Genomic DNA, 22,760 nt, shown 5'->3' with positions numbered 1-22,760 from the left:
GAAACTATCGATGGAGTGGTCAGGCCATGAACTCCTCATCCGCGAGCTTTCGCACCGTTTCGTCCCGGAAAAGACTCGCCGCAGTCACCGCGACGACCGCACTGGTACTCGGTCTGACCGCGGCCTGCGGCTCCGGCGGGACCGGGTCGTCGTCCGCAGACTCGGGGGTGATCCACGTCCTGGTCTACGGCGACTCCGGCAACACCGTCGAGCAGCAGATGATCGACACCTTCAACAAGACCTCGAAGGTCAAGGCGGTGCTGGAGACCATCCCCGGGGCCGACTACCAGTCCAAGCTCAACACCATCATCAACACGCCGCAGGCCCCGGACGTCTTCTTCAACTGGGGCGGCGGCAGCATCGCCCCGTACGTCAAGGACAACCTGCTGCTGCCCCTGGACAGCATGATCGCCACGGACCCGGGGCTGAAGAGCGACTTCCTCCCCTCGGTCTTCAACACCGCTGTCATCAACGGCAAGTCCTACGGCATTCCGATGCGCGGAACGCAGCCGGTGCTGCTCTTCGACAACAAGCAGGTCCTGGCAAGCGCCGGTCTGAGCGCCCCGCAGACCTGGGCCGACCTGCTGAACGACGTCACGGTGCTGAAGGCCAAGGGGATCACCCCGATCGCGCTCGGCGGCGGAGACCAGTGGCCCACCCAGATGTGGTTCGAGTACGTCTACGACCGGGTCGCCGGTCCGGGCCTGTTCGAGAAGGCGCTCGCCGGTGACAAGAGCGCCTGGTCCAGCCCGGACAGCGTGAAGGCCCTCGGCATGATCAAGCAGCTGGTCGACGCCGGCGCCTTCGGCAGCAACTTCGACTCGGTCAAGTTCACCGACGGCGGCTCCCCCGCGCTGCTGGCCAAGGGCAGGTCCGCCTTCGAGCTGATGGGCTCGTGGGAGTACTCCACCGAGCAGACCAACGACCCCTCCTTCGTCCAGAGCGGTCTGGGCTGGAGCGCCTTCCCGACCGTCCCGGGTGGCAAGGGCGACCCCGCCGACGTCGTCGGCAACACCAACAACTTCTACTCCGTGCTGAAGAAGACCCAGCACCCCGACGCGGTGGCCGCCTTCCTGAAGCTCATGTACTCGGACGAGTTCGTGAAGGCCCAGTTGGGGATCGGCAACCTGCCGACCACCACCAACACGCCGAACTTCCTGTCCACCTCGGCCAGTCCGGCCTACTCGCAGTTCCAGTTCAACCTGGTCAAGGCGGCGCCGTCGTTCCAGCTCTCCTGGGACCAGGCCTACCCGCCGGCCGCGACCACGACCATCCACACGGCCGTCCAGGAGTTCTTCGACGGCAAAATCGACGCCGGCGGCTTCATCCAGGCGATGCAGTCGCTGCCCAACTCCTGAGTGGCTGACCCTCCATGAGCGCACTCTCCCTCTCCGTCACCGCCACCGCCAACCGCCTCCGGGCACGCCGGACCGGCGCCGGGGTGACCCGCCCGGGCATCGCCTGGGCGGTACCGGCAACCGTCTTCTTCCTGCTGTTCGCCGTCCTCCCGCTGGTCCTGGTCGCGGTGCTGTCCTTCACCAGCTGGGACGGCATCACCTCGCCGCACTTCAACGGACTGGCCAACTGGACCCAGCTGCTCCACGACCCGGTGATGACCCAGAGCGTCTGGCTCACCCTCCTGCTCACCGCACTCGGCGTCGTCACCCAGACGCCCATCAGCATCCTGCTGGGCGTGTGGGCGGCCGGCCACCAGCGCAACCGCGCCGTACTGTCCGCCGTCTTCTTCGTCCCCCTGCTGCTCTCGGCGACGGCGATCTCGGTGCTGTGGCGGGCCCTGCTCGACCCCAACTTCGGCATCCCCGGCCAACTCCCCTGGCTCTTCGGCAACGGCAACCTGCTCGGCAGCCAGGCCGGGTCGATCGCGGTGCTGACCTTCGTGGGAATGTGGCAGTTCACGCCGCTGCACGCGCTGCTCTACCAGGGCGGCACCCGGGCCGTTCCGCAGGTCCTCTACCAGGCCGCGGCGATCGACGGGGCCGGCACGGTGCGGCAGTTCTTCCACATCACCCTGCCGCAGCTGCGCAACACCATGATCACCTCGATGATCCTCATGGTCGTCGGCGGACTGACCACCTTCGACACCGTGCTCATCCTCACCCAGGGCGGACCCGGCACCGACACCACCGTCAGCGCCTACTACATGTACGAACAGGGCTTCAAGAACTTCGACTTCGGCGCCGGATCGGCCATCGCGCTGGTCCTGGTGGTCGTCGCCACCCTCATCTCCCTGGCCGTCGTCCGCCTCTCCGGCTACGACCGGATGCGCGGCACCACCGAGGGGATCTCATGAGGCAACGGCCCAACTACCTTGCCGGACTGGGCTCCCTGATCTGGCTCTTCCTGGTCGGCCTGCCGCTGTACGTGCTGCTGACCGCCACCCTGCGCACCCAGTCGGACTACTCCACCAACGGCCCGCTCACCTGGCCGCAGCACCTGACGTTCAGCAACTACCTGAACGCCTTCTCCAACGGCTTCGGCCAGGACTTCCTGAACACGGTGGTCGTCACCGTCAGCGTCGTCGCGATCGTGCTGCTGGTCGTCCCGCCGCTGGCCTACGCCATCGTGCGGGCCAGGGGCCGGACCATCGCCACCGTGTTCCGGGTCTTCCTGCTCGGACTCGCGATCCCCGCCCAGGCGGTGATCGTGCCGATGTTCTACGTGATCAGCCAGGCCGGGCTCTACGACCACCTGATTGGCGTGATCCTGCCGACCGCCGCGTTCTCGCTCCCCGTGTGCACCCTGGTGCTGACCGGTGCGATGCGCGACATCACCCCCGACCTCTACGAGGCCATGGCGATCGACGGAGCGTCCCCCTGGCGGGTCTTCCTCCGACTCGTGCTGCCGCTCTCGAAGGGCGGGCTCTCCTCGATCGTCGTCTTCTCGGCCCTCCAGGCCTGGAACGGCTTCCTCTTCCCGCTCATCCTCACCCAGTCGGACTCGACCAAGGTGATCACCCTCGGTCTGTACAACTTCCAGACCGAGCACGGCGTCGACGTCCCCGGACTGCTCGCCGCCGTGGTGCTTTCCATGCTCCCCATCTTCATCGTCTACCTGTTCGCCCGCCGCGCCCTGGTCCAGGGGCTCATGGGGGTCGGAGGAAAGTGACCGGCAAGATGAACCCCGCGGCCCCAACCGCAACCGACGTCCCCGCCTGGCAGGACACCACCCTCGATCCCGGGACCAGGGCCGATGCCCTGATCGCGGCCATGACCCTGCGGGAGAAGACGGCCCAACTGGTCGGTGTCTGGGTCGGCGCCAGTGACGAGGGCGGCGATGTCGCCCCCCACCAGCACGAGATGGAGGAACCCCCGGACCTGGACGAACTGCTGCCGCACGGCCTGGGCCAGCTGACCCGGCCCTTCGGCACCCGGCCCGTGGACGCCGCCGTCGGCGCGCTCTCGCTCGCCCGCTCCCAGCGGCGCATCATGGCCGCGAACCGGTTCGGGATCCCCGCCCTCGCCCACGAGGAGTGCCTCGCCGGATTCGCCGCCTGGGGCGCCACCGCCTACCCGGTGCCGCTCTCCTGGGGTGCGACCTTCAACCCCGAGCTGGTACGGGAGATGGCCGAGTCGATCGGCGCCGACATGCGCTCGGTCGGCGTCCACCAAGGGCTCGCCCCGGTGCTCGACGTCGTGCGCGACGCCCGCTGGGGACGCGTCGAGGAGACCATCGGCGAGGACCCCTACCTGGTCGGCTCCGTCGCCACCGCCTACGTGCGGGGCCTGGAGTCCGCCGGGATCGTCGCCACCCTCAAGCACTTCGCCGGATACTCCGCCTCACAGGCCGGCCGCAACCTGGCCCCGGTCGCCATGGGTCCGCGCGAGCGGGCCGACGTGATCCTGCCCCCGTTCGAGATGGCGGTCCGCGAGGGGTGCCCGCGCTCGGTGATGCACGCCTACACCGACACCGACGGCATCCCCTCCGCGGCCGACGAGGCGCTGCTCACCGGCCTGCTCCGGGACACCTGGGGCTTCGACGGCACGGTCGTCGCCGACTACTTCGGCATCGCCTTCCTCAAACTCCTGCACGGGGTCGCCTCCGGTTGGAGCGAAGCCGCCGCGCTGGCCCTCGCAAGCGGCGTCGACGTCGAACTTCCCACCGTCAAGACCTTCGGGCAGCCGCTGCTCGACGCGGTCGAAACCGGCGCCGTGCCCGAGAAACTGATCGACCGTGCGCTGCGCCGCGTCCTCATGCAGAAGGCCCAGCTCGGCCTGCTCGACCCCGACTGGGACCCGGTCCCGCAGGCGCTTCGCGACACCGACCCGTCCGCTCCGCAGGACGCGCGCGGCAGCATCGACCTCGACCGCCCGGCCAACCGGCGGCTCGCGGCCGAACTCGCGCAGCAGGCCGTCGTCCTGCTGCGGAACGACGGCACCCTGCCGCTCGACCGACCCCGGCGGATCGCGCTGATCGGCCCCAACGCCGACACCCCCAACGCCGTGCTCGGCTGCTACTCCTTCCCCGTCCACGTCGGCGCGCAGCACCCCGACGTCCCGACCGGCATCGAACTGCCCACGCTGCGCCAATCGTTGGCGGCGGAGTTCCCCGACGCCGAGCTCCACTGCGCGCTCGGCGCGACGGTCGACGGCACCGACACGGGCGGCTTCGCCGACGCGATCGCCGCGGCCCGGGCCGCCGACGTCGTGGTGCTCGCGCTCGGCGACCGAGCGGGCCTGTTCGGACGCGGCACCAGCGGAGAGGGGTGCGACGCGTCGACCCTGCGACTCCCCGGCGTCCAGGAGCGCCTACTCGACGCGCTGCTGGATGAGCTGCAAGGCACCGGCACGCCCGTGGTGTTGGTCATGCTCGCGGGCCGCCCCTACGCACTCGGCCGCGCCGAGCAGGAGGCGGCGGCCGTCGTGCAGTCCTTCTTCCCGGGCGAGGCGGGCACCGGGGCCATCGCCGGCGTCCTGTCCGGACGCGTCAACCCGTCCGGCCGACTCCCCGTCAGCGTGCCGCGCCACACGGGTGTCCAGCCCTCGACCTACCTGGGCGCCCGACTCGCGCACGACAGCGACGTCTCCAGCACGAACACCAGCCCCGCCTACGCGTTCGGCCACGGCCTCGGCTACACCAGCTTCCACTGGTCCGCGCCCGACGTCACCGTCGCCGAGTCCAGCACCGACGGCAGCTTCCACCTCGCCTTCGACGTCCGCAACACCGGTCGGCGCTCCGGGTGCGAGGTCGTGCAGTTCTACCTCCACGACCCGGTCGCCTCGGTGGTGCAGCCACTGCAGCGGCTCGTCGGCTACCGGCGCCTCCCCGTCGACACCGGGCAACGCTGCCGGGTCCACCTGGAACTGCCTGCGGACCTGGCCTCCTTCACCGGCCGCGCGGGCCGACGCATCGTCGAACCCGGCGAGCTGGAGCTGCGCATCTCCGCCAGCAGCGCCGACCACCGCTTCACCGTCCCCCTGCGCCTGACCGGCCCGATCCGCGAAGTCGACCACACCCGACGGCTCCACCCCCGGATCACCGTCGAACACGGCTGTTAGGCCCACGCGGCAGGAGGCCGGTGCCCCTCGGCCGGCTCCAGTCGGCCGCCCGCTCAGTCGACCGCCGGGGTGCGGCCGAACAGCGCGACCAGGCCCGGGTCGTTGAAGGACGTGATGCGGCTGACCCGGGTTCCGTCCAGCGTCAGGACCTGTGCCCCGTAGGGGCGGTAGCCGTCGTCGTCGCGCTTGCGGATGACGACGGCGGCCTGGCCGTTGGCCCGGCTCGGCCCCAGCCGCCAAAGGCCCGGGCGGAGCACCCGGGTGGAGAGGAAGCCGACGACAGCGGTGCGGCCGGTGAACCAGGTCGGGATCGGCGGCATCTCCAGTTCGACGTCGGTGCGCAACAGGCGGACCAGAGCGTCGGTGTCGGCTCGGGTGAAGGCGTCGACGTAGTCGTCGAGCAGCTTGCGCCGCGTGGCCGCGTCCGGCTCGGCGAGATCCTCCGGGACCGGCCCCGCGTCCGACATCGCGGCGCGGGCGCGGCGCAGTGTGCTGTCGACGGCCGCCGTCGTCGTGCCGAGCATCTCGGCGACCTCTGCGGTGCGGAACGCCAGCACGTCACGGAGCGTCAATACCGCACGCTGCCGGGCGGACAGGAACTGCAGGGCCGCGATGAACGCCAGCCGCACGCCGCTGCGCGCGGCTGCGACGACCGCCGGGTCGTCCCCACGTGTGCCCAGCAGCCGGTCCGGCACCGGCTGCAACCACGGGACTTCCGGCTCCCGCTCCGCGACGGTGACGTGGTGATCGTCCTGCGGTGCGCCGAGGCCGGAAGGGAGCGGCCGCCGCGGGCGCGTCTCCAGGGCGGTCAGGCAGGCCATCGTCGCGATCTTGTACAGCCACCGGCGTACCGAGGACCGTCCCTCGAAGTGTTCGAATCCGCGCCAGGCGCGCAGATACGTCTCCTGGACCAGGTCCTCGGCATCGTGCACCGAGCCGAGCATCCGGTAGCAGTGCGCCAGCAGCTCCGGACGGAACGGCTCGGTCAAGCCGGCGAACTCCAGGTTCGAGACCATGGTCTCCACGGTAGTGCGGTCAGCCGTTCAGGGCCGTCACGCCCGCACCGGTCACCGCGTACTCGGGCGCGGACTGCGGGTCCGCAGCGACCTGCAGCACCGCCTTCGCGACCAGCTCCGGCGTGAGCACCGGCTGGAGTCCGGCGATGAAGGTCTCCCGGTCCACCCCGGCTCGCGCGGCGTAGCCGTCGACGCCGAGCGAGCCGATGCCGGTCGGTGTCAGCTGCGGCAGCAGCACCACGAACCGGATGCCGAGGCCGGCCCGCGCGGACTCGTCGGCGGCGTAGCCACCGATGTACCGGATCGCCGCGTTCGCCGCCGCGTAGCCGCCACTGAGCGGAGAGCCTTTCAACGCGGCACCGCTCGACATCTCCACCACGACACTGCCGGGTGCGAGCGGCAGCCGCAGCGCGGCGCGGGTCCAGGTGAACGCCTGGCGGGTGTCCACGTTCCAGTTGGTGGTGAAGGTCTCCCAGGTCTGCTCGTGCACGGCGCCGAGATGCGGCGTCGCGCCGGCGTTCAGCACGAGCAGCTCCGGGCGGTACTCGGACAACAGCCGCTCGGCGAGCCCTTCGTCGACGGCGTCGCCGACGACCGGCACGAAGCCATCCCCGAGCTCGTCGCGGACGGCGTCGAGGTCCGCCCGGTTCCGGGCGATCCCGACCACCGTGGCCCCGTTCGCCACCAGCGCGGCGGCGATGGCACGGCCGAAGCCCCGGCTCGCCCCCGTGACGACAGCGGTCTGCGTCTCCTGCTGGCCTGACATGGTGCTCTCCCTACATGTGGTCGAGTGCTCTCGCAATCAAGACCAGCGGGAGGGCGAAAAACCGTCGCGGCGCGGGAGGAACGGTGGCGAGCGGTGGTGTCGGCCGTCGTACACCCCTTGGGGCCACGAAACTCAGTTGTGGTCGGGGTGTCCGCCTTCCTGGGCCAGCTTGGCGTCTGCTGCGGCGATGTCCCGCTGCCTCTTCTGCTCGGCCCAGCCGGCCGCCTCGTGCTTCTTCGCCGCCCTCAGAGCCTCGAGCCTGGGCGTGTCCAGGACCACATGCTGATGGTCCGCGCTGTAGCGGACCGGCACGATCGTCCCCACGTCGAGGTCTCCGAGCTTGTGGGGGTCCAGTCTTCTCGACGAGAAGACGGCTTGGGTGCCGTCGTCGAACTTGATGTGTCCTTCGACCCCGATGTAGAAGCCCCCGGCACCGGTCTCGCTCATGGGTGCCCCGAGCTTCCGCGCGGTGATCACTCCCTTGCCTTCGAGGCCTTCGCGCAGCAGCTTGTGGTGCAGGAGCTTTTCGAGCATGGAGAGTCCCTTCCCCAGGACAGCGACCGACGGCACACGCCGGCTGGACACTACTAGGCAGCGCCGTGGGAGAGCAGCAGCATCGCACCCGGCGTTGACCGGAACACCCCGCGTGCCACCGAGCCGACGGCCGGCCGCCGTCGGCTCAGTGGCGTCGGCACGGTGGCGTCGGCTCGGTGGAGGCGGCTCGGTGGAGGCGCGCGGTCAGCCGGATCCGAGGCGGGTGATCAGCGCCGCGAGCAGGGTCGTGCGGGGGACGACGCTGGTCAGGTCGAGCCACTCGACGGGGCTGTGGTCCCCGCCGCCGACCGGGCCGAGGCCGTCCAGGACTGGCACATGGGCGGAGGCGAGGTTGGCGTCCGCCGCACCGCCGGTGGCGACCGCGGTGACCTCGAAGCCGAGCTCGGTGGCGATCTCCTGGGCGTGGGCGAGCATGCCCGCGACCTCGTCCGTGGGCGCCATCGGCGGCCAGGCGGCCGGTCGGTGAACCGACACCGAGGTGCCGGGGACGACCGGCCGCGCGGCGAGAGCCTCGACGGCGGCGAGGGCCGCGTCCATCTCGCCGATGGTGGCGGCGCGGACCTCCAGCTCCAGCCTGGCTTCGGCACAGACCACGTTGGTGCGTGAACCGGCGTGCACCACACCGACGTTGACGGTGACGCCGGGCCACTGCCCGTTGAGTCCCTGGAGCGCGACGACCAGGTGGGCGGCGGCCAGCGCCGCGTTGGCGCCGCGCTCGGGCTCGACACCGGAGTGCGCGGCCCGGCCGCTGACGGTGAGGTGCAGGTCGGCGATGCCCTTGCGGGCCCAGACCAGGTCACCGTTCTCCCGAGCCGCCTCCAGGCAGAGCGCGTAGTCGGCCTCGGCCGCCAGTTGCTCGAGGGCAGGCCGACTCGCGTCCGAGCTGATCTCCTCGTCCGGGGTGAGCAGGAACACCAGCTCGGCATAAGGGTGTCGGCCGCTGTCGGAGATGGCCGCGGCGGCGGTGACACCGGCAAGCAGGCCGCCCTTGTCGTCCGTGACGCCGGGGCCGTGGGCGACGCCGTCCTCGATCCGCAGCGGGCGGGACGCCGCCGTGCCGTCGTCGTAGACGGTGTCCATATGGGCGAGGAGCAGAATCCGGCGGCCGTCCGGGAGGTCACCCCGGCGGCGGGCCACCACGATGTCGCCGAGGGGCCGACCGTCGTCGGCCCGGGCGGGCATGCGGGTCACGGTGAAGTCGAGCGCGGCGAGCCGCTCGGCGCAGAAGTCGGCGACCTGGTTGACGCCTTCGGCGTTCCAGCTGCCGCAGTCCACGGCGACCAGCTGGGCCAGGTCGGCCAGGAACCCGTCGTAGCGGGCCTGGACGTGCCGCCGCAGCACGTCTGCGGTGGGCAGGTCGGTGCCGGGCACGCTGGTCACGGGCTGGTCGGTGGCGACGCTCACAGGACCTTCGCCAGGAAGGCTCGGGTGCGCTCCTGCCGGGGTGCGGTCAACACCTCGGCGGGCGGGCCGGATTCGACGACCACCCCGCCGTCCAGGAACACGGTGGTGTCCGCGACCTCGCGGGCGAAGCCGATCTCGTGGGTGACCACGATCATGGTCATGCCGTCCTCGGCCAGTCCGCGCATCACGTCGAGCACCTCGCCGACCAGCTCGGGGTCGAGTGCCGAGGTCGGCTCGTCGAAGAGCATCAGCTTGGGATCCATCGCCAACGCCCGTGCGATGGCGACGCGTTGCTGCTGGCCGCCGGAGAGCTGGGCGGGGCGGCTGTCGGCCTTGGCGGCCAGGCCGACCCGGTCGAGCAGCTTCGCGGCCCGCTGCCGCGCCTCGTCCTTGGCGACGCCCTTGACGCGCACGGGCGCCTCCATGACGTTCTCGGCGGCGGTCAGGTGCGGGAAGAGGTTGAACCGCTGGAAGACCATGCCGATGTCGCGGCGTGCCGCAGCCACGGCCTTCTCCCGCAGTTCGTGGCGTCGGCCCTGGTGGCGGCGGAAGCCGACCGGCTCGCCGTCGACGCTGATGGTGCCGCCGTCCGCCTTCTCCAGGCGGTTGACGCAGCGCAGGAAGGTGGACTTGCCCGAGCCCGAGGGGCCGAGCAGGCAGCAGACCTCGCCGCGTCGCACGGTCAGGTCGACGCCGCGCAGGACGTCGACGGACCCGTAGCGCTTGTGGACGCCCTCGGCGACCACCATGGGTTCACTCACCGTGCTCATCGTGCTCCCTCGGCTCACCGTGCTCGCTTTGCTCATCGGGCGCCTCCGAAGCGGCGCTCCAGCCAGGACTGAGGGAGGCTCAGCAGGCTGCTGAGCACCAGGTACCAGAGGCTGGCGACCACGAGCAGCGGGATGACCTTGTAGTTCTGGGCGTACACGTCCTGGAGGTTGGACAGCAGGTCATGACCGGCGATCACGGAGACCAGCGCGGTGGATTTGAGCATGGTGACCACCTCGTTGCCGAGCGGCGGGATGATGGACCGCATCGCCTGCGGCAGCACGATCCGGCGCAGCGTCAGCACCGGCGTCATGCCGAGCGCCTGGGCGGCCTCGGTCTGGCCCCGGTCGACGGCCTGGATACCGGCGCGGATGATCTCCGACGCGTAGGCGATCTCGTTGAGCCCCAGGGCGAGCAGGGCCGCGGTGGTCGCGTCCACCAGGGTGCTGGTCGGGGCCGAGTAGAAGGTGATGTGGGTGAAGGGGACGCCGATCATCGTGTTCTTGTAGAGCGCGCCGAGGAAGCCCCAGAAGATGATCTGGACGAGCAGCGGGGTGCCCCGGAAGACCCAGACGTAGAGCGAGGAGACGCCGCGCAGCACCGGATTGTGCGACAGCCGCATCACCGCGACGAGCACCCCTCCGGCCAGCCCGATCGCCATCGCGACGACGGTGAGCCAGACCGTGGTCCACAGGCCCTGCAGCGTCAGGTCCTTGAACAGGTACGCGCCGATGGTGGGCCAGTCGAGGTTGGGGTTCTTGCCGAACGACCAGAGCACGCCACCCAGGCACACCAAGGCGACCGCGGCACCGGCATGGCGGCCGTAGTGCCGCAGGGGGACGAGGGGCTCCGACGACGCTTCGGACCCGGCGCCGTCTCGGAGCGGGAGGGTCGAGGAGGCCATGCTCAGCTCACCGCCGCGTTGCGCTCGGCCTTGGCGACCGCGATCGAGGACTCGCCGTACGTGGCGAGGATCTTGGCGTAGGTGCCGTCGTCGATGAGTTCCTGGAGCGCCTTCTGGATGGCGTCGGCCAGCTGGGGTTCGGACTTCGCCACCGCGATGCCGTTCGGCGTGGAGTTGTAACCGGTGGGCGCGCTGGGGTCCTTGACGACCTGGAACGAGTTGCCCTGGTCCGCGGTGGCGGCGGCGTACCCGGCGGCTGCCGCGTCCAGGACGTGCGCCACCACCTTGCCGGCCTTGATCGCGAGCTGGCCGTCGGAGTCCTTGGGGTAGGTCTGCAGGTCGATCGGCGGCTTGCTGGCGGCGGTGCACAGGCGCTGGCCGGTGTCGTCGACGAACTTCTCCGTGTTGGTGCCGGCCTCGGTCGACACCGGCTTGCCGCACAGGTCGGTGAAGGTGGCGATGTGGGACGGGTTGCCCTTGGCCACCAGGATGGCGGTGCCGTCCTGGGTGTAGTCGACGAAGTCGAGCTGCTGCTCGCGGGCCTTGCGGTCGCCCATGTCGGACATCGCCACGTCGTACTGGCCGGCCGAGATGGCGGCGATGATGCCCTCGAACTTCACCGGGCTGAACGTGAAGCTCACCCCGAGCTTGGCGCCGAGGGCCTGGCCCAGGTCATAGTCGATGCCCGTGATCTGCGTGCTGCCCGCACTCGCGTACATCTCGAACGGCGCGTACGGCACGTCGGAGGCGACCCGCACCACGCCGGAGGACTTGATCGCGCTGGGGAGCGCGTCGTGGAGGGACCGGTCGACCGTGATGCGGACGCCCGCGACGGTCGCCTCGGTGGAACCCGGGGAACCGGCGGACGACGGGCTGGTGGATCCGCAGGCGGAGGCGAGCAGCGCACAGCCCACCACGGCTGCGAGGGCGCCGACACGCCGGGTCGGGGAGGTTGAGGACATGGGTGTCTCCTTGCAGCCGCGAGGGAGAGGCGGCGATGGAGAGATAAATTACAGATGGCGGCCGTTCTGCGAAAGATGTAATAGCTGTTTCAGTTCGGTAACCACGCCGAGCCCTGGACGCGACGAAGCCCTCCCGGCGCCGGGTCGGGCGCCGGGAGGGCTTCACTCGCACGTGGACAGGTCGTCCGGGACGCGTTGTCCTGAGGCTGTCCCGTAATTGAATCGCCCGCTGCCGCCGTCGGTCTCGCGAGACCGCGCGCCTTGTTGCTCCGGGCTGCTCGTCTACGGCATCGGGGACCAGGTGATCACCGTGTGCAACCTGCGTCAGGCTTGCGGAGCCTTCGGTGTCTGGGTGGGCGGTGCCAAGCGGGGGAAGTGGATGGCGAGGAAGTCACGCATGATCCGCAGGGCCTGTTCCGGGGAGACCTCGGTCTTGGAATCGTGAGGAAGTCCCTCTATCCGGATGCCGTGGTGGTCGGCGTAGCCGCGGATCCCCTCGAAGGCTGCCTTACCGAGGGTTGAGAGGCTTCGGCCCACGAGCAGGGCGTCCTCGATGTACTGGGGCACCGGCTGCGGGGTCGGAGTGGGCCAGATGTCCGGATCCCGGGGTCTGTCAAGGGTGAAGGCGTGCGAGAACGTCCGGGCGGCTGCGTCGCGCGCACTGAACGGCTCGCCCAGGTCCCACGCTTCGCGCAGGGTGGCGATAAGGGAGGTGTGGCGGTGTTCCTCGTTGAACACAGTGCCTGCGGCCACCCATGGGGAGACCAGGACGGCCGGGACTCGGTAGCCGGACCGGTCGAACCCGAACCCGAGTTGGCCCGGCGGGGCGGTCGGGTCGGGGGGCGGCACCGGTCCGGGCGGGACGTGGTCATAGGTGCCGCCGGGCTCGTCCCAGCCGATCAGCAGGGCTGTGTTCCAGACGTTGGCCCCGTCCGGCGACCGCATGGCCCGGTAGGCGCGGTAGATCCGGGCCAGGAACGCCTCACCGCCCAGGATGGAGGAGGGCGGGTCGACCCCGGAGATCACGACCCCGTGGCCCAGCGCGCGCGACATTGCCGGGTGGTAGTCACCGTGCCCCAGGACCAGGCACGGCTCGATGAACGAGAAGTCGGGCAGGTCGCCGTTGCCGGCGTCGGTTTCGAACTGGGAGAACGGCTCGAAGTGCGTGTCGAAGCGGTCCTTGAGCCGTGGGTAGTGGATCAGGCCTGTCATCGAGAACCGGTCCGGCTCAGCGACGTACACCTTCCACGTCCTACCGTGCTGTTCGAGCCGATTGAAGATCGTCTCGGCATCGTTGTCGAGAATCCAGTTCTTGACCGGTGAGTTCACCACGAACCCCGAGGCCGTCGCGGCGGTCCAGAACGACCGGTTGGTGAACGTTTGCGACGGCACCTCGCAGAACCAGTGGTCGAACACGCCGAATCCGCGTGCCAGCCCGCTCAGCACAGGGATCTGCTCCGGGGCGAACCCGGTCATTACCTGCGCGTACTCGTCGTAGGTGGGCTGGCGGCCCAGTTCGCCGGTCAGGGTACTGATGTAGTCGGTGACGAACCCGTCCATCGTGGGAGTCTGGCCGGGCTCGGGCGCGTTGTACGGCGCCGAGATGTCCTCGCCGACCTTGAAGCGGTTCGCCTCGCTGAGGATGTTGAAGAGCTGAGTGTTGGTGTGCGGATACTCCTCCCCCGTATCGGGATTTGGGCTGTCCATGTCCGTTGCCACCGTGTAGGGCACCACCTTGCGGTCGGCGCCGTGCTCGGCCCATTCCGGGATCGGATTCGTGAGGTCCCTACCGGTCACGCCCTCGAAGGTCTTGCCGTCCTGCGGCCCGTACAGCCGACCGAGCAAGTTGTCCAACGACCGGTTCTCGAACACAACCACCACCACGTGGTCGAGCGCGTGGTCCTTGCTCTGACTCGTCATCCCTGACCTCGGATCTCGACAGGCCGGCTGTTCGGCTGCGGCCGGACCGGTTTCTGTGTTCGGGCGACGGGAAACAGCCGGTGGTCGCCGAGCCAGGCCGGAGAAATGCGCCGGGCGTGGACGCGGCCAACCCGGGGAAGCTGCGGATGCTCAGCTGACCGGCCCTGGTCAGAACAGAGGACACGGATGCAGGCGCAGCCGTGTCCCTGCGCTCCGGCGAAGTCGGTACACCGTCCCTTCGGGGCTCGACCACGCGTCCGCCTGACCTCATCTCCCAGCCTGCCTCCACTCGGACGCGGGCGCACGCCGCCGACCCGGGCTGCGACAGCCGAACCAAGACCGAGAGGTGCCCCAGATCGGCTCAGAACAGCGACAGCTCCTGCGTCGCCTGCTCGCCCGCGGCCATGCGGGCGGTCGCCGCCTCACCGAGCGAGGCGAGCACCCCGGCGACGAGGGTTTCCAGCACCGCCATGGCCGGCACCAGCGTGTCGTACGGCGAGGGCGACGCCACGACCGTCGGCAGCACCACCTGCGCCACCTCGGCGACCGGGGAGAGCCAGGTGTCCGTCACCAGGACGACGGTGGCTCCGCGCGCGTGCGCGGCCTTGGCCAGCTGGAGCGTGGCGACCTCGTAGCGCCGGATGTCCAGCGCGACCACCACGTCGCGACGTCCCAACTCGGCCAGCATGGCCACGCGTTGGACCGGCGCCTCGGGCAGCACACGGCAGTCCGCCCGCATCTGCACCAGATGGAGGCAGAGATAGGACGCCAGCGTGCTGGTGAACCGCCCGCCCACCACGGTGATCCGCCGACTCGGGTCGGCCACCAGGGCGATCGCACGGTCGATCTCGTCCTGCGGGAGCATCCGGAAGGTCTCCGCGACCGAGTTGCTGAACACCCGCCCGCTGTGCGCCAGCAACCCGCCCTCGGCCTCAGCCTGTTCGGCGAACTCCGCCGACCCGTACATGCTGAGCGGCGAGGCCTCGCGCTCCTCCAGCTCGTCCCGCAGCGCCTGCTGGAATTCCGGGTAACCCCGGTACCCGAGCCGCTGCGCGAACCGCACCACCGTGGGCGCACTCACTCCGGCGCGCTCGGCCAGCCTGGCCACCGTCTCGAACCCGGCCGCCGGATACGCGGCGAGCAGCACCCGCGCGACCTTCCGCTCCGCCGGACTGAACTCCCCCAGCCGAAGCCGCACGGCCTCGCCGACACCCCCGGGCGCTGGTCGCACGAGCCACCTCCTGAAATGGACGTTTCATCGTAGCGACCAGGAGGACCGGCTGGAACGGCGTGGCGCCCGCGAGCATCGTGTGTCGACGTTCGCGCGCTGCCCCCTCAGATGAACTCGACCCAGTACGGATACGCGTCAGGCCCCGGTCCGAAGATCTTCGAGGAGTGGGGCGGAACGTCGGCGAATTGGGCGCTGCAGTAGAAATCCCCGTTGTGGAAGAGAAAAGCCGGCTCGTCGGTGTCGTTGTCGATACGAGTCGCGCCGTCGACCAGCGGCATGCACTCGCCGCTGTGCAGGTTCTGGCCGATGTAGTAGTTGCCGTCCAGCGACCTGTAGCCGAACGTGCCGTTGGCCGCCTGGGCGCTGGTGGGGAGGCTGACAGTAAGCAGGAGCGAAGCTCCCACGGCCATGGCCAGTCGCCGCGCACGCACAAATCGCCGCATCGACGGCTCCCTTCTTCCGCTCTGACGGCCCCTCCGGGCCGGGGCGGCTCGCTCTGCGGGTCACGCCTAGTTTTGCGACATGGGCTCTCCGTGTACAGAACATTGGGCCGACAGCCAGCCGAAAGAGTGACGAGGCGACCGTAGTCACACCCCTGCCAGGGCGAGTAGCCGGTACATCTCCTCGGGCGGCAGGTTGGGGTTGCCCGCTGCGGCGTTCGCCACCCACTCCGACGGATCGTTCACCAGTTGCGCCAACTCGCGGGCAGGAAGGCCCGGATGAGTCGCGATCGCGCGCCGCACCGTCTGGTCGGGGTCGGACGCGAGGCGGCTGACAAGTTCTCTCGGCAGGTCGGGGTCGCGTGGTGCCAGCCGCCGCATCCTCGGGTCGGGGTCGGTGGCAAGACGCCGAAGGGCGTCCGGCGGGAGGGGGAAGTCATCGGCGGGGCGCCAATCGGTTTTCCCCTCCGCCCGGTAGTCGCGGTCGATGCGTTCAGCCGTGGCGGGGTCGATCCGGTCGCGGGCGTGGAGAGCCATCGTGGTCCGGACGCTGCTCTCCTCGTCGTCGAGCAGTCGGGCCACGACGGACGCGGGCAGGCTGTCGGCCTTCGCGGCCGAGGCGCGGAAGCACAGGTAGGGCGAGTCCACATGCGGCAAGGGGTCGGCGGTCACCCAGGGGACGCGCAGCGACCGAAGCTCCAGGTTGGCCATCTCCCCTGCGAGCGCCCGGCCGAGTGCATCTCCGTCCAGGTTCTGACGATCTGTCATCCAGTTGCGCGCGGGCATCTCGGCCAGGATTCCCGCGTGGATCGCGGCGCGGGTCGCGTCAGGGGTGTCCTCCCGTGCGAAGATGCGGAGCCTGACCCGCAGACTGGGGTCCTCGGCCAGTATGTCCCGCACGGGTAGCAGGAGGTCGGGGTGAGCAGCGAGTTCCTTGCGTACGTCCTCGTCAGGGTCACCGGCCAGATCGCGGGCCGCGTCCGCGGTCAACCTGCAGTGGCGCAGCGCGCCTGCACGCGTCACCGGGTCTGCCAACAGCGCCGGGAGCAGGTCGGCAGGCGGGACGGGATGAGGACGGCGTGGGTAGTAGGTCGCGCAGGCCCCGGCGCGCACCGCGTCCTCCTGATCGGTCAACAGGATTCGACGGACCCCCTCCGGCGCCAGCGTCCACCATTGCGCCAAGGTCGCCCGAACCTTGGGGTCCGGGTCCATCGCCAGCCGGGCACGCAGGTCCGTCGGCATGTGCTCGTTCTGCGCCACGTACTCACGTACCTGGGCGTCGTCTCTCCGAGGAGCCGCTCGAACAGGGCCCTCTGCGCGTCGCCTGCGGCAACCGCCACGGCCGCGCGTATCGCCGGATCCGGGTGCAGGGCAAGCGTCATGCGGAAGGCGTGCGGGAGGCCCCGGTTGAGCGCCAGCGCGTGCGTGAGCCAGAAGTCGTCGACGGCGATGATCTCGGCGATCATGTCGTCGTTCAGGTCCAGTCGCTTGGCGACGCTGCCACGGCCTCTGCGGTACGCAAAGAGACGACGGATCAGCTCGGGCGGTAGCGAGGGGTTCCCGGCGAGTCCCTCCATCACCTTGTCGAGGTGGACCGGCGGTGGCGAGACGTCCGACACGGCGTGCGACCCTTCTGGCTCGGCGAGCTGGCCGCAAAGTCTCTCACGCACAGCGGTCTGGAAGGGGCCCCTGAGACACGTCTCGGCTCGAAGATGCGCTCCGCAGCGCGCGGGCCGGACCCCGGCCGAGCCGGCTACGCGCGGCAGCCGTACCCTGCCGTCGTGATCACACCTGACTGCGGCTGCCTGCTCTGCGACGCATCGAGCGACCCTTCCACGTGGGACTCCCGAGACCCGGCGCACCTCGGACAACGTGAGCAGCCACGGCTGGAGCGTGACCGGAGTCGCCGGCGGAGACCTGCCCGGCGACTGGTCCTACTCCATCGGCCTCTGGCATACGCTGCGCAGTCCTGAGGTGGCCGTCTTCGGAGTCCCTGCACAGACGGGCATGCGGATCCTCAACGTTCTCGGGGATGCGATCCGTGAGGGCAACCCCCTTGAGCCGGACCAGCGCCGCGACGACGTGCTCAACGGCTTCCCCGTCGCCATCCGACCGGTCCACCCGAGCTGGTACCGGAGCTTCTTCGGTGCTGCCCTGGACTACTACCAGCGGCCGCCCCTCCCGATCACGCAGATGTTCTGGCCTGACAAGCAAGGCCGCTTCCCCTGGGAAGAAGACGTCGAAGAGACCTGCCGCGCGACGCAGCCGCTCCTCTGGATCCGCCGGGAGGACTCGTCCGGCCCCTGGGCTGACGAAGACCCGAAGCGGAACTGGCCCTTCGTCACGATGCTGCCCTACCACGAGGTACGGGCTGCGGCCTCTGTCGCCGACGGATCCCAACCCGTCATGCGCGCCGAGCACTCCGACTCCGGCTTGTGGACGTTCGAGGGAGTACCTTCCGCGGAGGGGCGCGAAGAACTGGTGACGACCATATTGGGACACCTCGTGGGACACCATCCGGACCTCAAGGAGGTCGCCTGGCTCGCACCGGGCCAGAGCGTTCTCCGTCAAGCCGACGGAGCATGGCCTGCCGGCGGATGAAGCCCGGTCTCCAAGGCGGGCGTTTCCAGACCATTCGGATATGTCGGCGCTCGCCCCGTCCCTGAAGCTCAGTCAGAACATCCTCCGTCCCGAACCGGGTGCTCCGTCCAGGCGAGGCTGAGCGGGAGCGGGTGTCGGCCACGAGGGGCACGCCAGCGGACCCGCTCCGGCTCCCGCTCCCATTCGCCTGCCTGCTGCCCGAGAGCCACCGGCACGTTCCAGGGGCGGCCGCGGAAGCCCTGGCCCACGGCCTTCACGCACGCCTCCTGGACGCTGAAGATCCAGGCGAACTCGCGCCGCCGCCGGTCCTCCGGCATCGCGGCGAGGGCCTCCGCGTCCTCGGCCGAGCAGCAGAGGCGCAGCATCCGGTCGCCGACGCGGGACGGGAGCTGCACGTCGATGCCCACGTCGCAGTGGGTGCCGACAGCCGCGGCGACCCAGCCCGAGGAGTGCGAGAGGCTCACGCCCAGCTCGGGGCGGTCCGGCAGATAGGGCCGGCCGGTCGGGCGGGCGGCGATCGGGCCGGCGGCGAGGTCGGCGCCGGCCTCCCGCAGCAGGGCGCGCAGCAAGGTGCGGGAGGCGGCGTGTTCCGCCGCGCGCCAAGGAGGCCGCGCAGAAGCGGCCTCCTGGTCCGTCGCGGCGACCGGCAGGGCGTCCAGGATCTCGTCGGTGCGGCCGACCAGGTAGAGCACGCCGTCGGCGGCCGTGTACGGCACCAGCCGCCGGGTGCCACGCAGCATCGACGCCTCCGTCTCGCACCGCCGTCAGGCGGCGCTCGGCGAGCGGCCGAGGGTGCGGATCGGGCGGGAGGCGAGGAGGGCGAGCGCGGTGAGCAGGGCGACGACGACGCCGACCATGAGGACCCGGTCGGTGCCGAACGCCGCGACGGCCGGGCCGGCCAGTGCGCTGCCGATCGGGTACATCCCGACGGAGCCCGCGACCTCGTAGGCGTGGACGCGGTTGAGCACCTCGCCGGGCACCTGGGTCTGCACGCTGGTCGCCCACATGACGCCCCAGACGCCGATCCCGACGCCGACCGCGACCTGTGCCGCGGCGAGCAGCCAGGCGGGCCAGCCGAGCACGATGCCGAGCGGGTAGAGCGGGTAGGCCAGCATCGCCACCGCTCCGGCGGCCAGGGGACGTCGGGGCTTGTAGCGGATCGCCAGCAGGCCGCCGATCACGGTGCCCGCGCCCAGCGCGCAGTTGATCAGCCCGAAGGCGGTCGCACCGTGCTGGGGCACGATGACGCTGGCGGCCACCGACAGCTGGGGTCCCCAGGAGAGCACGGCGTAGAACATCCAGATCACGACCACGCCCCAGAGCCAGCTGCGGGCGCGGAACTCGTGCCACCCGATGGCCAGGTTGCGCCACAGGCTCTCCCCCGCGGGCGGTGCGGGCACCGCTCCCAGCCGGAGTGCCAACAGGCAGGTGGCGCTGGTGCCGTAGGCGACGGCGGAGATCACCATCACGAAGCCGGTGGCTCCCAGTCCGACCAGGGCGCCGGCCAGCGCAGGGCCACCCAGTCCGGTGAGCGCCTCTGAGGTCCGCAGCACCCCGTTGGCTCCCTGCACGTCCCTGGCCACCAGCGGGACGGTCGACGACGCGCCCGGCTGGAACATCGCGTTGGCGGTCCCGGCCACCACCAACAGCGCGTACAGCTGCCAGAGATGGCTGATGCCGTGGATGAACAGCACGGCCAGCAGGGTGTGGGCGGTGAGGTTCGCCAGGTCGGCGGCAATCATCAGGCGACGGGCGGTGAACCGGTCGGCGAGCACTCCGCCGAAAAGCACCAGGCCCGCGAACGGGCCCACCAGGAAGGCCATGGCGTACCCCGCGGTGCCCAGGCCGTACCCGCCGCTGAGCAGACCGGCCGAGACCGCGACCGGCAGCATGGCCCAGCTGAGCAGCCCCGCGCTGCGGGCGGTGAAGTAGAACCGGAAGTTGCGGGTCCAGATCGCCGGTCCCTGACCCGACGCGGCCTCGGCGGCCTCGGCGGGCTCGGCGGGCGGGTCTTGGGCGGGTGCAGCCTGGGTCTGCGCGGATACCGGCGCTGCGGTGTCGTCGGTCAGGCTTTCTTCCATGACTGTCTCAACCCATCAGTCGTAGCGTGTGGTCGGCGGGAGGCGCGGATGGCGCGGGAGGTGCGGGCGGCGCGAGCTGAGGCGCAGGGTCGAGCGCGGGCAGTTCTCCCACGGGGACCAGTTCCAAGCCGCGTTCGAGCAGGCCCTCGATGATCGTGGGAAGGGCCCGCACGGTCTGCCCCCGGTCTCCGGCGCCCTCGTGCATGAGCACCACCGAGCCGGGCCGGGCTGCGCCCAGGACGGTCGTGGCGATCTGCTCCGGCCCCGGCCTGGTCCAGTCGCGGGAGTCCACGTCCCACAGCGTCAGCGTGGTCGGATGCCCGTCGAGGGCGGCCAGTACCTCGGGTGTGAGCGCGCCGTACGGCGGGCGGAACCGGGTCGGGGCCTGACCGGTCAGCTGGGCCACCGCCTCCGTCGTCCGGTCGAGCTGCTCCTGGAGTTGACTGGGCGTCAGGTCCGGCAGGTACGGGTGCGACCAGGAGTGGTTGCCCAGTTCGTGTCCGGCGTCGGCGATCCGGCGCACCTCGTCGGGCAGCGCCGCGACGTGGTGGCCGACGCTGAAGAAGGTCGCCCTGGCCCCGTAGCGGTCCAAGATCCGCAGCACCTGCCGGGTGAGCACCGGGTCGGGGCCGTCGTCGAAGGTGAGGGCGACCTTGGGGACGTCGCGTCGGCCGTGCTCGAAGCAGCTGCCGGCCGCCACCAGCGCGGCCACGATCGGCTCGCCGCGCTGGACGCCTTCGAAGAACTCGTCGGCGCGGCCGGTCAGCGTGCCGCCTTCGGCCGTCACCCGGGCCAGCGTGCCCGGTGCGGTCCGGGCCTGCTCGGCCAGGTGCTCGGCCGGGACGGAGCCGAACCGTGGCCGGGGCGGCAGCAGCCAGGGGTCCGCGCGGTACACCTCCAGACCGGCTGCCGTCATCGGACCGTCGAGCAGGCCGTTGGTGCTGTCCAGCACCACCGCCGGTGTGCTCCCGCCGTCCAACCCCCGGAGCCAGGCGATGAGTTCGGCGACCTGGGCGGCGCCCCAACTCCGGCCCTCGGTGGCCCGGCGACCCGCGCCGTCCACGACCTCGACCCGGTAGCCCGCGCCCGTCCAGGCGATTCCCGCGTAGCGCGTAGTCATCAGTCCCCCAGCGCGATCGCCGCAGCCACGACCAGCCGTTCGACTCCGCGCAGGAACTGCTCCATCCCGTCGCGGCCGATGACCGCCGGGTCGGCGGTCATGGCGAGATCCAGAGCGCCCGGGGCCGTCAGCACATCCACCGCCGCCGAGACGTTCACCCGGGGCAGGAACTCGGTCGGCCAGCTCAGCTCGGTCCGGCCGATCAGCTCGCTCAGCGCCGCGCGCGGAGGCTCGACGGTGTCGAAGGGCCCGACGGCCGGGTCGCGGGTGTCGTTCCACCAGTACGAGTGGTCGGCCGCCGCCTCCTTCTCGACCAGCTCCGCGATCTCGCGGTCCAGCGCCCACTTGTCGTAGGCGGCGTGACGGAACGCCTGGAACGCCGCCGAGCGGGTCCGCCGCACCGCGTCGGCGAAGTCCCGGTCCGCGTCCGGGAGCCGGAACAGGGCCTCCTGCGCCACCGTGCTGACCGAGGCGGCCGCAGCGGGCTGGAAGCGGTTGCCGACCACGACCTGCCACAGCACGTCGCTGCTGCCCGACATTCGTGCCAGCTGGTGGGAGGCCGCTCCCAACAGCACCGCGGCGTCGCTCACCTCCAGCTCCGTAGCGACGCGTCCGACCGCGACGGCCAGTGCGGGCGAGCGCAGCAGGGCGTTGGGGAACATCCGGTCCGGGTCGTCCGCGAGTTCCGGCGCTGCGGGGTTCCGGAACAGCCGCCGGGGGCCGGCGGTCAGTTGCTCGCGCCAGTGGCGACGGGCCGCCTCGTCCCGGCGGCGGCCGAGCGGCGACGCCTGGAACTCCGCGGCCTCCAACGGCTGTTGGGCGGGGCGTGCCTGGCGCAGCGACGCGGCGGTCTCGCCCCCCTGGACGGATTCCAGGTCGCGGAGCAGCCGCCCGAGCCCCCAGTAGTCCATCGCGGTGTGCGCGCCGACCAGCACCAGCCGGTGGACCACGCCCTCGCACGCGACCAGGCCGACCCTCAGACCCCACTCGCTCGCGGTGTCGAAGGCGCGCCCGGCGAGTTCCTGGAGCAGTCCGGCGCTCACCGCCGGGGCATCGGCGACGGCGCACTGCCTGAACTCCACCGCGAGCTCGCCGGCGTCGTCCACCACCTGCTTCAGCCCGTCCTGACCGACCGACAGCAGTCGGGTGTGCAGGCTGTCGTGAAGCTGCAGCAGTTCCGCCAGATCCGCGAGGACGCGGGTGACCGGGCGGGGCGGGGTGACCGGGAGGTCGATGGGCAGGTTGTACCTGGGGGCGTCGTCGCCCAGGCGTGTGACGACGCCCCAGATCGCGCGCTGCCCCCAGGTGGCCGGTCCTGTCCCGGCCCGCGCGGATTCCAGTCGGATCGTCGACTCGTTGACCGTGGTCATCGTCTTCCAACCGTCCCTTCGGTTGCCTCGTCCGATGTCTGTCGCAGCCGCGCCGAACGCGGCCGAAGGTCCGGCCCGGGTCCGGGCCGGTGGGGTGGTGGGGCCC

General features: G+C 70.8%; 21 protein-coding genes. 6 read left to right on the top strand and 15 right to left on the bottom strand.

Going from position 1 to position 22,760, the window contains the following annotated elements; all coding sequences use genetic code 11:
* The first annotated feature begins 26 nt into the window (after nucleotides 1-26).
* The 4 genes from I2501_RS32200 to I2501_RS32185 are packed head-to-tail and all read left to right on the top strand — an operon-like array spanning nucleotide 27 to nucleotide 5,516.
* Complete coding sequence (locus I2501_RS32200; RefSeq protein WP_196197864.1) at nucleotides 27-1,358, top strand: ABC transporter substrate-binding protein; 1,332 nt, start codon at nucleotides 27-29, stop codon at nucleotides 1,356-1,358.
* A 14-nt stretch (nucleotides 1,359-1,372) separates the two neighbouring features.
* A complete protein-coding gene (locus I2501_RS32195; RefSeq protein ID WP_196197863.1) occupies nucleotides 1,373-2,311 on the top strand; it encodes a carbohydrate ABC transporter permease in 939 nt (312 codons plus the stop codon).
* Nucleotides 2,308-3,126, top strand: a complete 819-nt coding sequence (locus tag I2501_RS32190) for a carbohydrate ABC transporter permease (protein WP_196197862.1) — start codon at nucleotides 2,308-2,310, stop codon at nucleotides 3,124-3,126. Before I2501_RS32195 ends, I2501_RS32190 begins: the two co-directional genes overlap by 4 nt.
* A gap of 8 nt (nucleotides 3,127-3,134) precedes the next feature.
* Entirely contained in the window at nucleotides 3,135-5,516 is a 2,382-nt protein-coding gene (locus tag I2501_RS32185; RefSeq protein ID WP_196198000.1) for a beta-xylosidase/alpha-l-arabinosidase, read from the top strand.
* A 53-nt stretch (nucleotides 5,517-5,569) separates the two neighbouring features.
* Here the strand turns inward: I2501_RS32185 and I2501_RS32180 are convergent, their stop codons facing one another.
* From I2501_RS32180 to I2501_RS32130, 11 genes are all read right to left on the bottom strand, one after another.
* A complete protein-coding gene (locus I2501_RS32180) occupies nucleotides 5,570-6,541 on the bottom strand; it encodes a sigma-70 family RNA polymerase sigma factor (protein WP_328806799.1) in 972 nt (323 codons plus the stop codon).
* A 10-nt stretch (nucleotides 6,542-6,551) separates the two neighbouring features.
* The gene (locus I2501_RS32175) at nucleotides 6,552-7,298 is read right to left on the bottom strand and encodes an SDR family oxidoreductase (protein WP_196197860.1); all 747 of its coding nucleotides are present in this window, start codon (nucleotides 7,296-7,298) and stop codon (nucleotides 6,552-6,554) included.
* Nucleotides 7,299-7,430: 132 nt separating this feature from the next.
* Nucleotides 7,431-7,832, bottom strand: coding sequence for a hypothetical protein (locus I2501_RS32170; protein ID WP_196197859.1), 402 nt, complete (start codon nucleotides 7,830-7,832; stop codon nucleotides 7,431-7,433).
* 204 nt (nucleotides 7,833-8,036) lie between these two features.
* Nucleotides 8,037-9,257, bottom strand: a complete 1,221-nt coding sequence (locus I2501_RS32165) for a M20 family metallopeptidase (protein WP_328806798.1) — start codon at nucleotides 9,255-9,257, stop codon at nucleotides 8,037-8,039.
* Complete coding sequence (locus I2501_RS32160) at nucleotides 9,254-10,027, bottom strand: amino acid ABC transporter ATP-binding protein (RefSeq protein ID WP_328806797.1); 774 nt, start codon at nucleotides 10,025-10,027, stop codon at nucleotides 9,254-9,256. The genes I2501_RS32165 and I2501_RS32160 overlap by 4 nt, the downstream gene beginning before the upstream one ends.
* A gap of 32 nt (nucleotides 10,028-10,059) precedes the next feature.
* Nucleotides 10,060-10,929: an amino acid ABC transporter permease gene (locus I2501_RS32155; RefSeq protein ID WP_196197858.1), complete on the bottom strand. Its 870-nt coding sequence runs from the start codon at nucleotides 10,927-10,929 to the stop codon at nucleotides 10,060-10,062.
* Nucleotides 10,930-10,931: 2 nt separating this feature from the next.
* A complete protein-coding gene (locus tag I2501_RS32150) occupies nucleotides 10,932-11,891 on the bottom strand; it encodes an ABC transporter substrate-binding protein (protein WP_196197857.1) in 960 nt (319 codons plus the stop codon).
* A gap of 324 nt (nucleotides 11,892-12,215) precedes the next feature.
* Nucleotides 12,216-13,811 carry an alkaline phosphatase family protein gene (locus I2501_RS32145; protein WP_196197856.1) on the bottom strand — a complete coding sequence of 532 codons (1,596 nt, stop codon included), beginning with the start codon at nucleotides 13,809-13,811 and terminating at the stop codon, nucleotides 12,216-12,218.
* A 361-nt stretch (nucleotides 13,812-14,172) separates the two neighbouring features.
* Complete coding sequence (locus I2501_RS40820; RefSeq protein ID WP_196197855.1) at nucleotides 14,173-15,042, bottom strand: MurR/RpiR family transcriptional regulator; 870 nt, start codon at nucleotides 15,040-15,042, stop codon at nucleotides 14,173-14,175.
* Nucleotides 15,043-15,146: 104 nt separating this feature from the next.
* Entirely contained in the window at nucleotides 15,147-15,485 is a 339-nt protein-coding gene (locus tag I2501_RS32135) for a hypothetical protein (protein WP_196197854.1), read from the bottom strand.
* A gap of 144 nt (nucleotides 15,486-15,629) precedes the next feature.
* The gene (locus I2501_RS32130; protein WP_236047701.1) at nucleotides 15,630-16,742 is read right to left on the bottom strand and encodes a hypothetical protein; all 1,113 of its coding nucleotides are present in this window, start codon (nucleotides 16,740-16,742) and stop codon (nucleotides 15,630-15,632) included.
* 104 nt (nucleotides 16,743-16,846) lie between these two features.
* Between I2501_RS32130 and I2501_RS39880 the strand changes: the two genes are divergently transcribed.
* Entirely contained in the window at nucleotides 16,847-17,032 is a 186-nt protein-coding gene (locus I2501_RS39880; RefSeq protein ID WP_236047699.1) for a hypothetical protein, read from the top strand.
* A gap of 322 nt (nucleotides 17,033-17,354) precedes the next feature.
* Nucleotides 17,355-18,083, top strand: a complete 729-nt coding sequence (locus tag I2501_RS32125; protein ID WP_328806796.1) for a DUF4262 domain-containing protein — start codon at nucleotides 17,355-17,357, stop codon at nucleotides 18,081-18,083.
* Between the two features lie 68 nt (nucleotides 18,084-18,151).
* Here I2501_RS32125 and I2501_RS32120 read toward each other — a convergent pair whose 3' ends face one another.
* The 4 genes from I2501_RS32120 to I2501_RS32105 all read right to left on the bottom strand — a co-directional run.
* Entirely contained in the window at nucleotides 18,152-18,823 is a 672-nt protein-coding gene (locus tag I2501_RS32120) for a 4'-phosphopantetheinyl transferase family protein (protein WP_215910191.1), read from the bottom strand.
* Between the two features lie 24 nt (nucleotides 18,824-18,847).
* Complete coding sequence (locus I2501_RS32115; RefSeq protein WP_196197852.1) at nucleotides 18,848-20,164, bottom strand: MFS transporter; 1,317 nt, start codon at nucleotides 20,162-20,164, stop codon at nucleotides 18,848-18,850.
* 7 nt (nucleotides 20,165-20,171) lie between these two features.
* A complete protein-coding gene (locus I2501_RS32110) occupies nucleotides 20,172-21,284 on the bottom strand; it encodes a polysaccharide deacetylase family protein (RefSeq protein WP_196197851.1) in 1,113 nt (370 codons plus the stop codon).
* Nucleotides 21,284-22,760, bottom strand: a 1,477-nt coding sequence (locus tag I2501_RS32105; protein WP_328806795.1) for a condensation domain-containing protein, incomplete at its 5' end; no start/stop codon positions are given. The genes I2501_RS32105 and I2501_RS32110, both read right to left, overlap by 1 nt.

Source organism: Streptacidiphilus fuscans, from assembly GCF_015690355.1.
GTDB lineage: Bacteria > Actinomycetota > Actinomycetes > Streptomycetales > Streptomycetaceae > Streptacidiphilus > Streptacidiphilus fuscans.
Note: the sequence above shows the minus strand (reverse complement) of the source record. Positions and strands in the feature narration are given on the sequence as shown.

Excerpts from the sequence above, each read along its gene's own strand:
- I2501_RS32200 (WP_196197864.1), top strand. The coding sequence starts at position 27 with ATGAACTCCTCATCCGCGAGCTTTCGCACCGTTTCGTCCCGGAAAAGA.
- I2501_RS32160 (WP_328806797.1), bottom strand. The coding sequence starts at position 10,027 with ATGAGCACGGTGAGTGAACCCATGGTGGTCGCCGAGGGCGTCCACAAG.
- I2501_RS32115 (WP_196197852.1), bottom strand. The coding sequence starts at position 20,164 with ATGGAAGAAAGCCTGACCGACGACACCGCAGCGCCGGTATCCGCGCAG.
- I2501_RS32145 (WP_196197856.1), bottom strand. The coding sequence starts at position 13,811 with ATGACGAGTCAGAGCAAGGACCACGCGCTCGACCACGTGGTGGTGGTT.
- I2501_RS32190 (WP_196197862.1), top strand. The coding sequence starts at position 2,308 with ATGAGGCAACGGCCCAACTACCTTGCCGGACTGGGCTCCCTGATCTGG.
- I2501_RS32170 (WP_196197859.1), bottom strand. The coding sequence starts at position 7,832 with ATGCTCGAAAAGCTCCTGCACCACAAGCTGCTGCGCGAAGGCCTCGAA.
- I2501_RS32135 (WP_196197854.1), bottom strand. The coding sequence starts at position 15,485 with ATGCGGCGATTTGTGCGTGCGCGGCGACTGGCCATGGCCGTGGGAGCT.
- I2501_RS32155 (WP_196197858.1), bottom strand. The coding sequence starts at position 10,929 with ATGGCCTCCTCGACCCTCCCGCTCCGAGACGGCGCCGGGTCCGAAGCG.
- I2501_RS32175 (WP_196197860.1), bottom strand. The coding sequence starts at position 7,298 with ATGTCAGGCCAGCAGGAGACGCAGACCGCTGTCGTCACGGGGGCGAGC.
- I2501_RS32150 (WP_196197857.1), bottom strand. The coding sequence starts at position 11,891 with ATGTCCTCAACCTCCCCGACCCGGCGTGTCGGCGCCCTCGCAGCCGTG.
- I2501_RS32120 (WP_215910191.1), bottom strand. The coding sequence starts at position 18,823 with ATGCTGCGTGGCACCCGGCGGCTGGTGCCGTACACGGCCGCCGACGGC.
- I2501_RS32110 (WP_196197851.1), bottom strand. The coding sequence starts at position 21,284 with ATGACTACGCGCTACGCGGGAATCGCCTGGACGGGCGCGGGCTACCGG.
- I2501_RS32185 (WP_196198000.1), top strand. The coding sequence starts at position 3,135 with ATGAACCCCGCGGCCCCAACCGCAACCGACGTCCCCGCCTGGCAGGAC.
- I2501_RS32195 (WP_196197863.1), top strand. The coding sequence starts at position 1,373 with ATGAGCGCACTCTCCCTCTCCGTCACCGCCACCGCCAACCGCCTCCGG.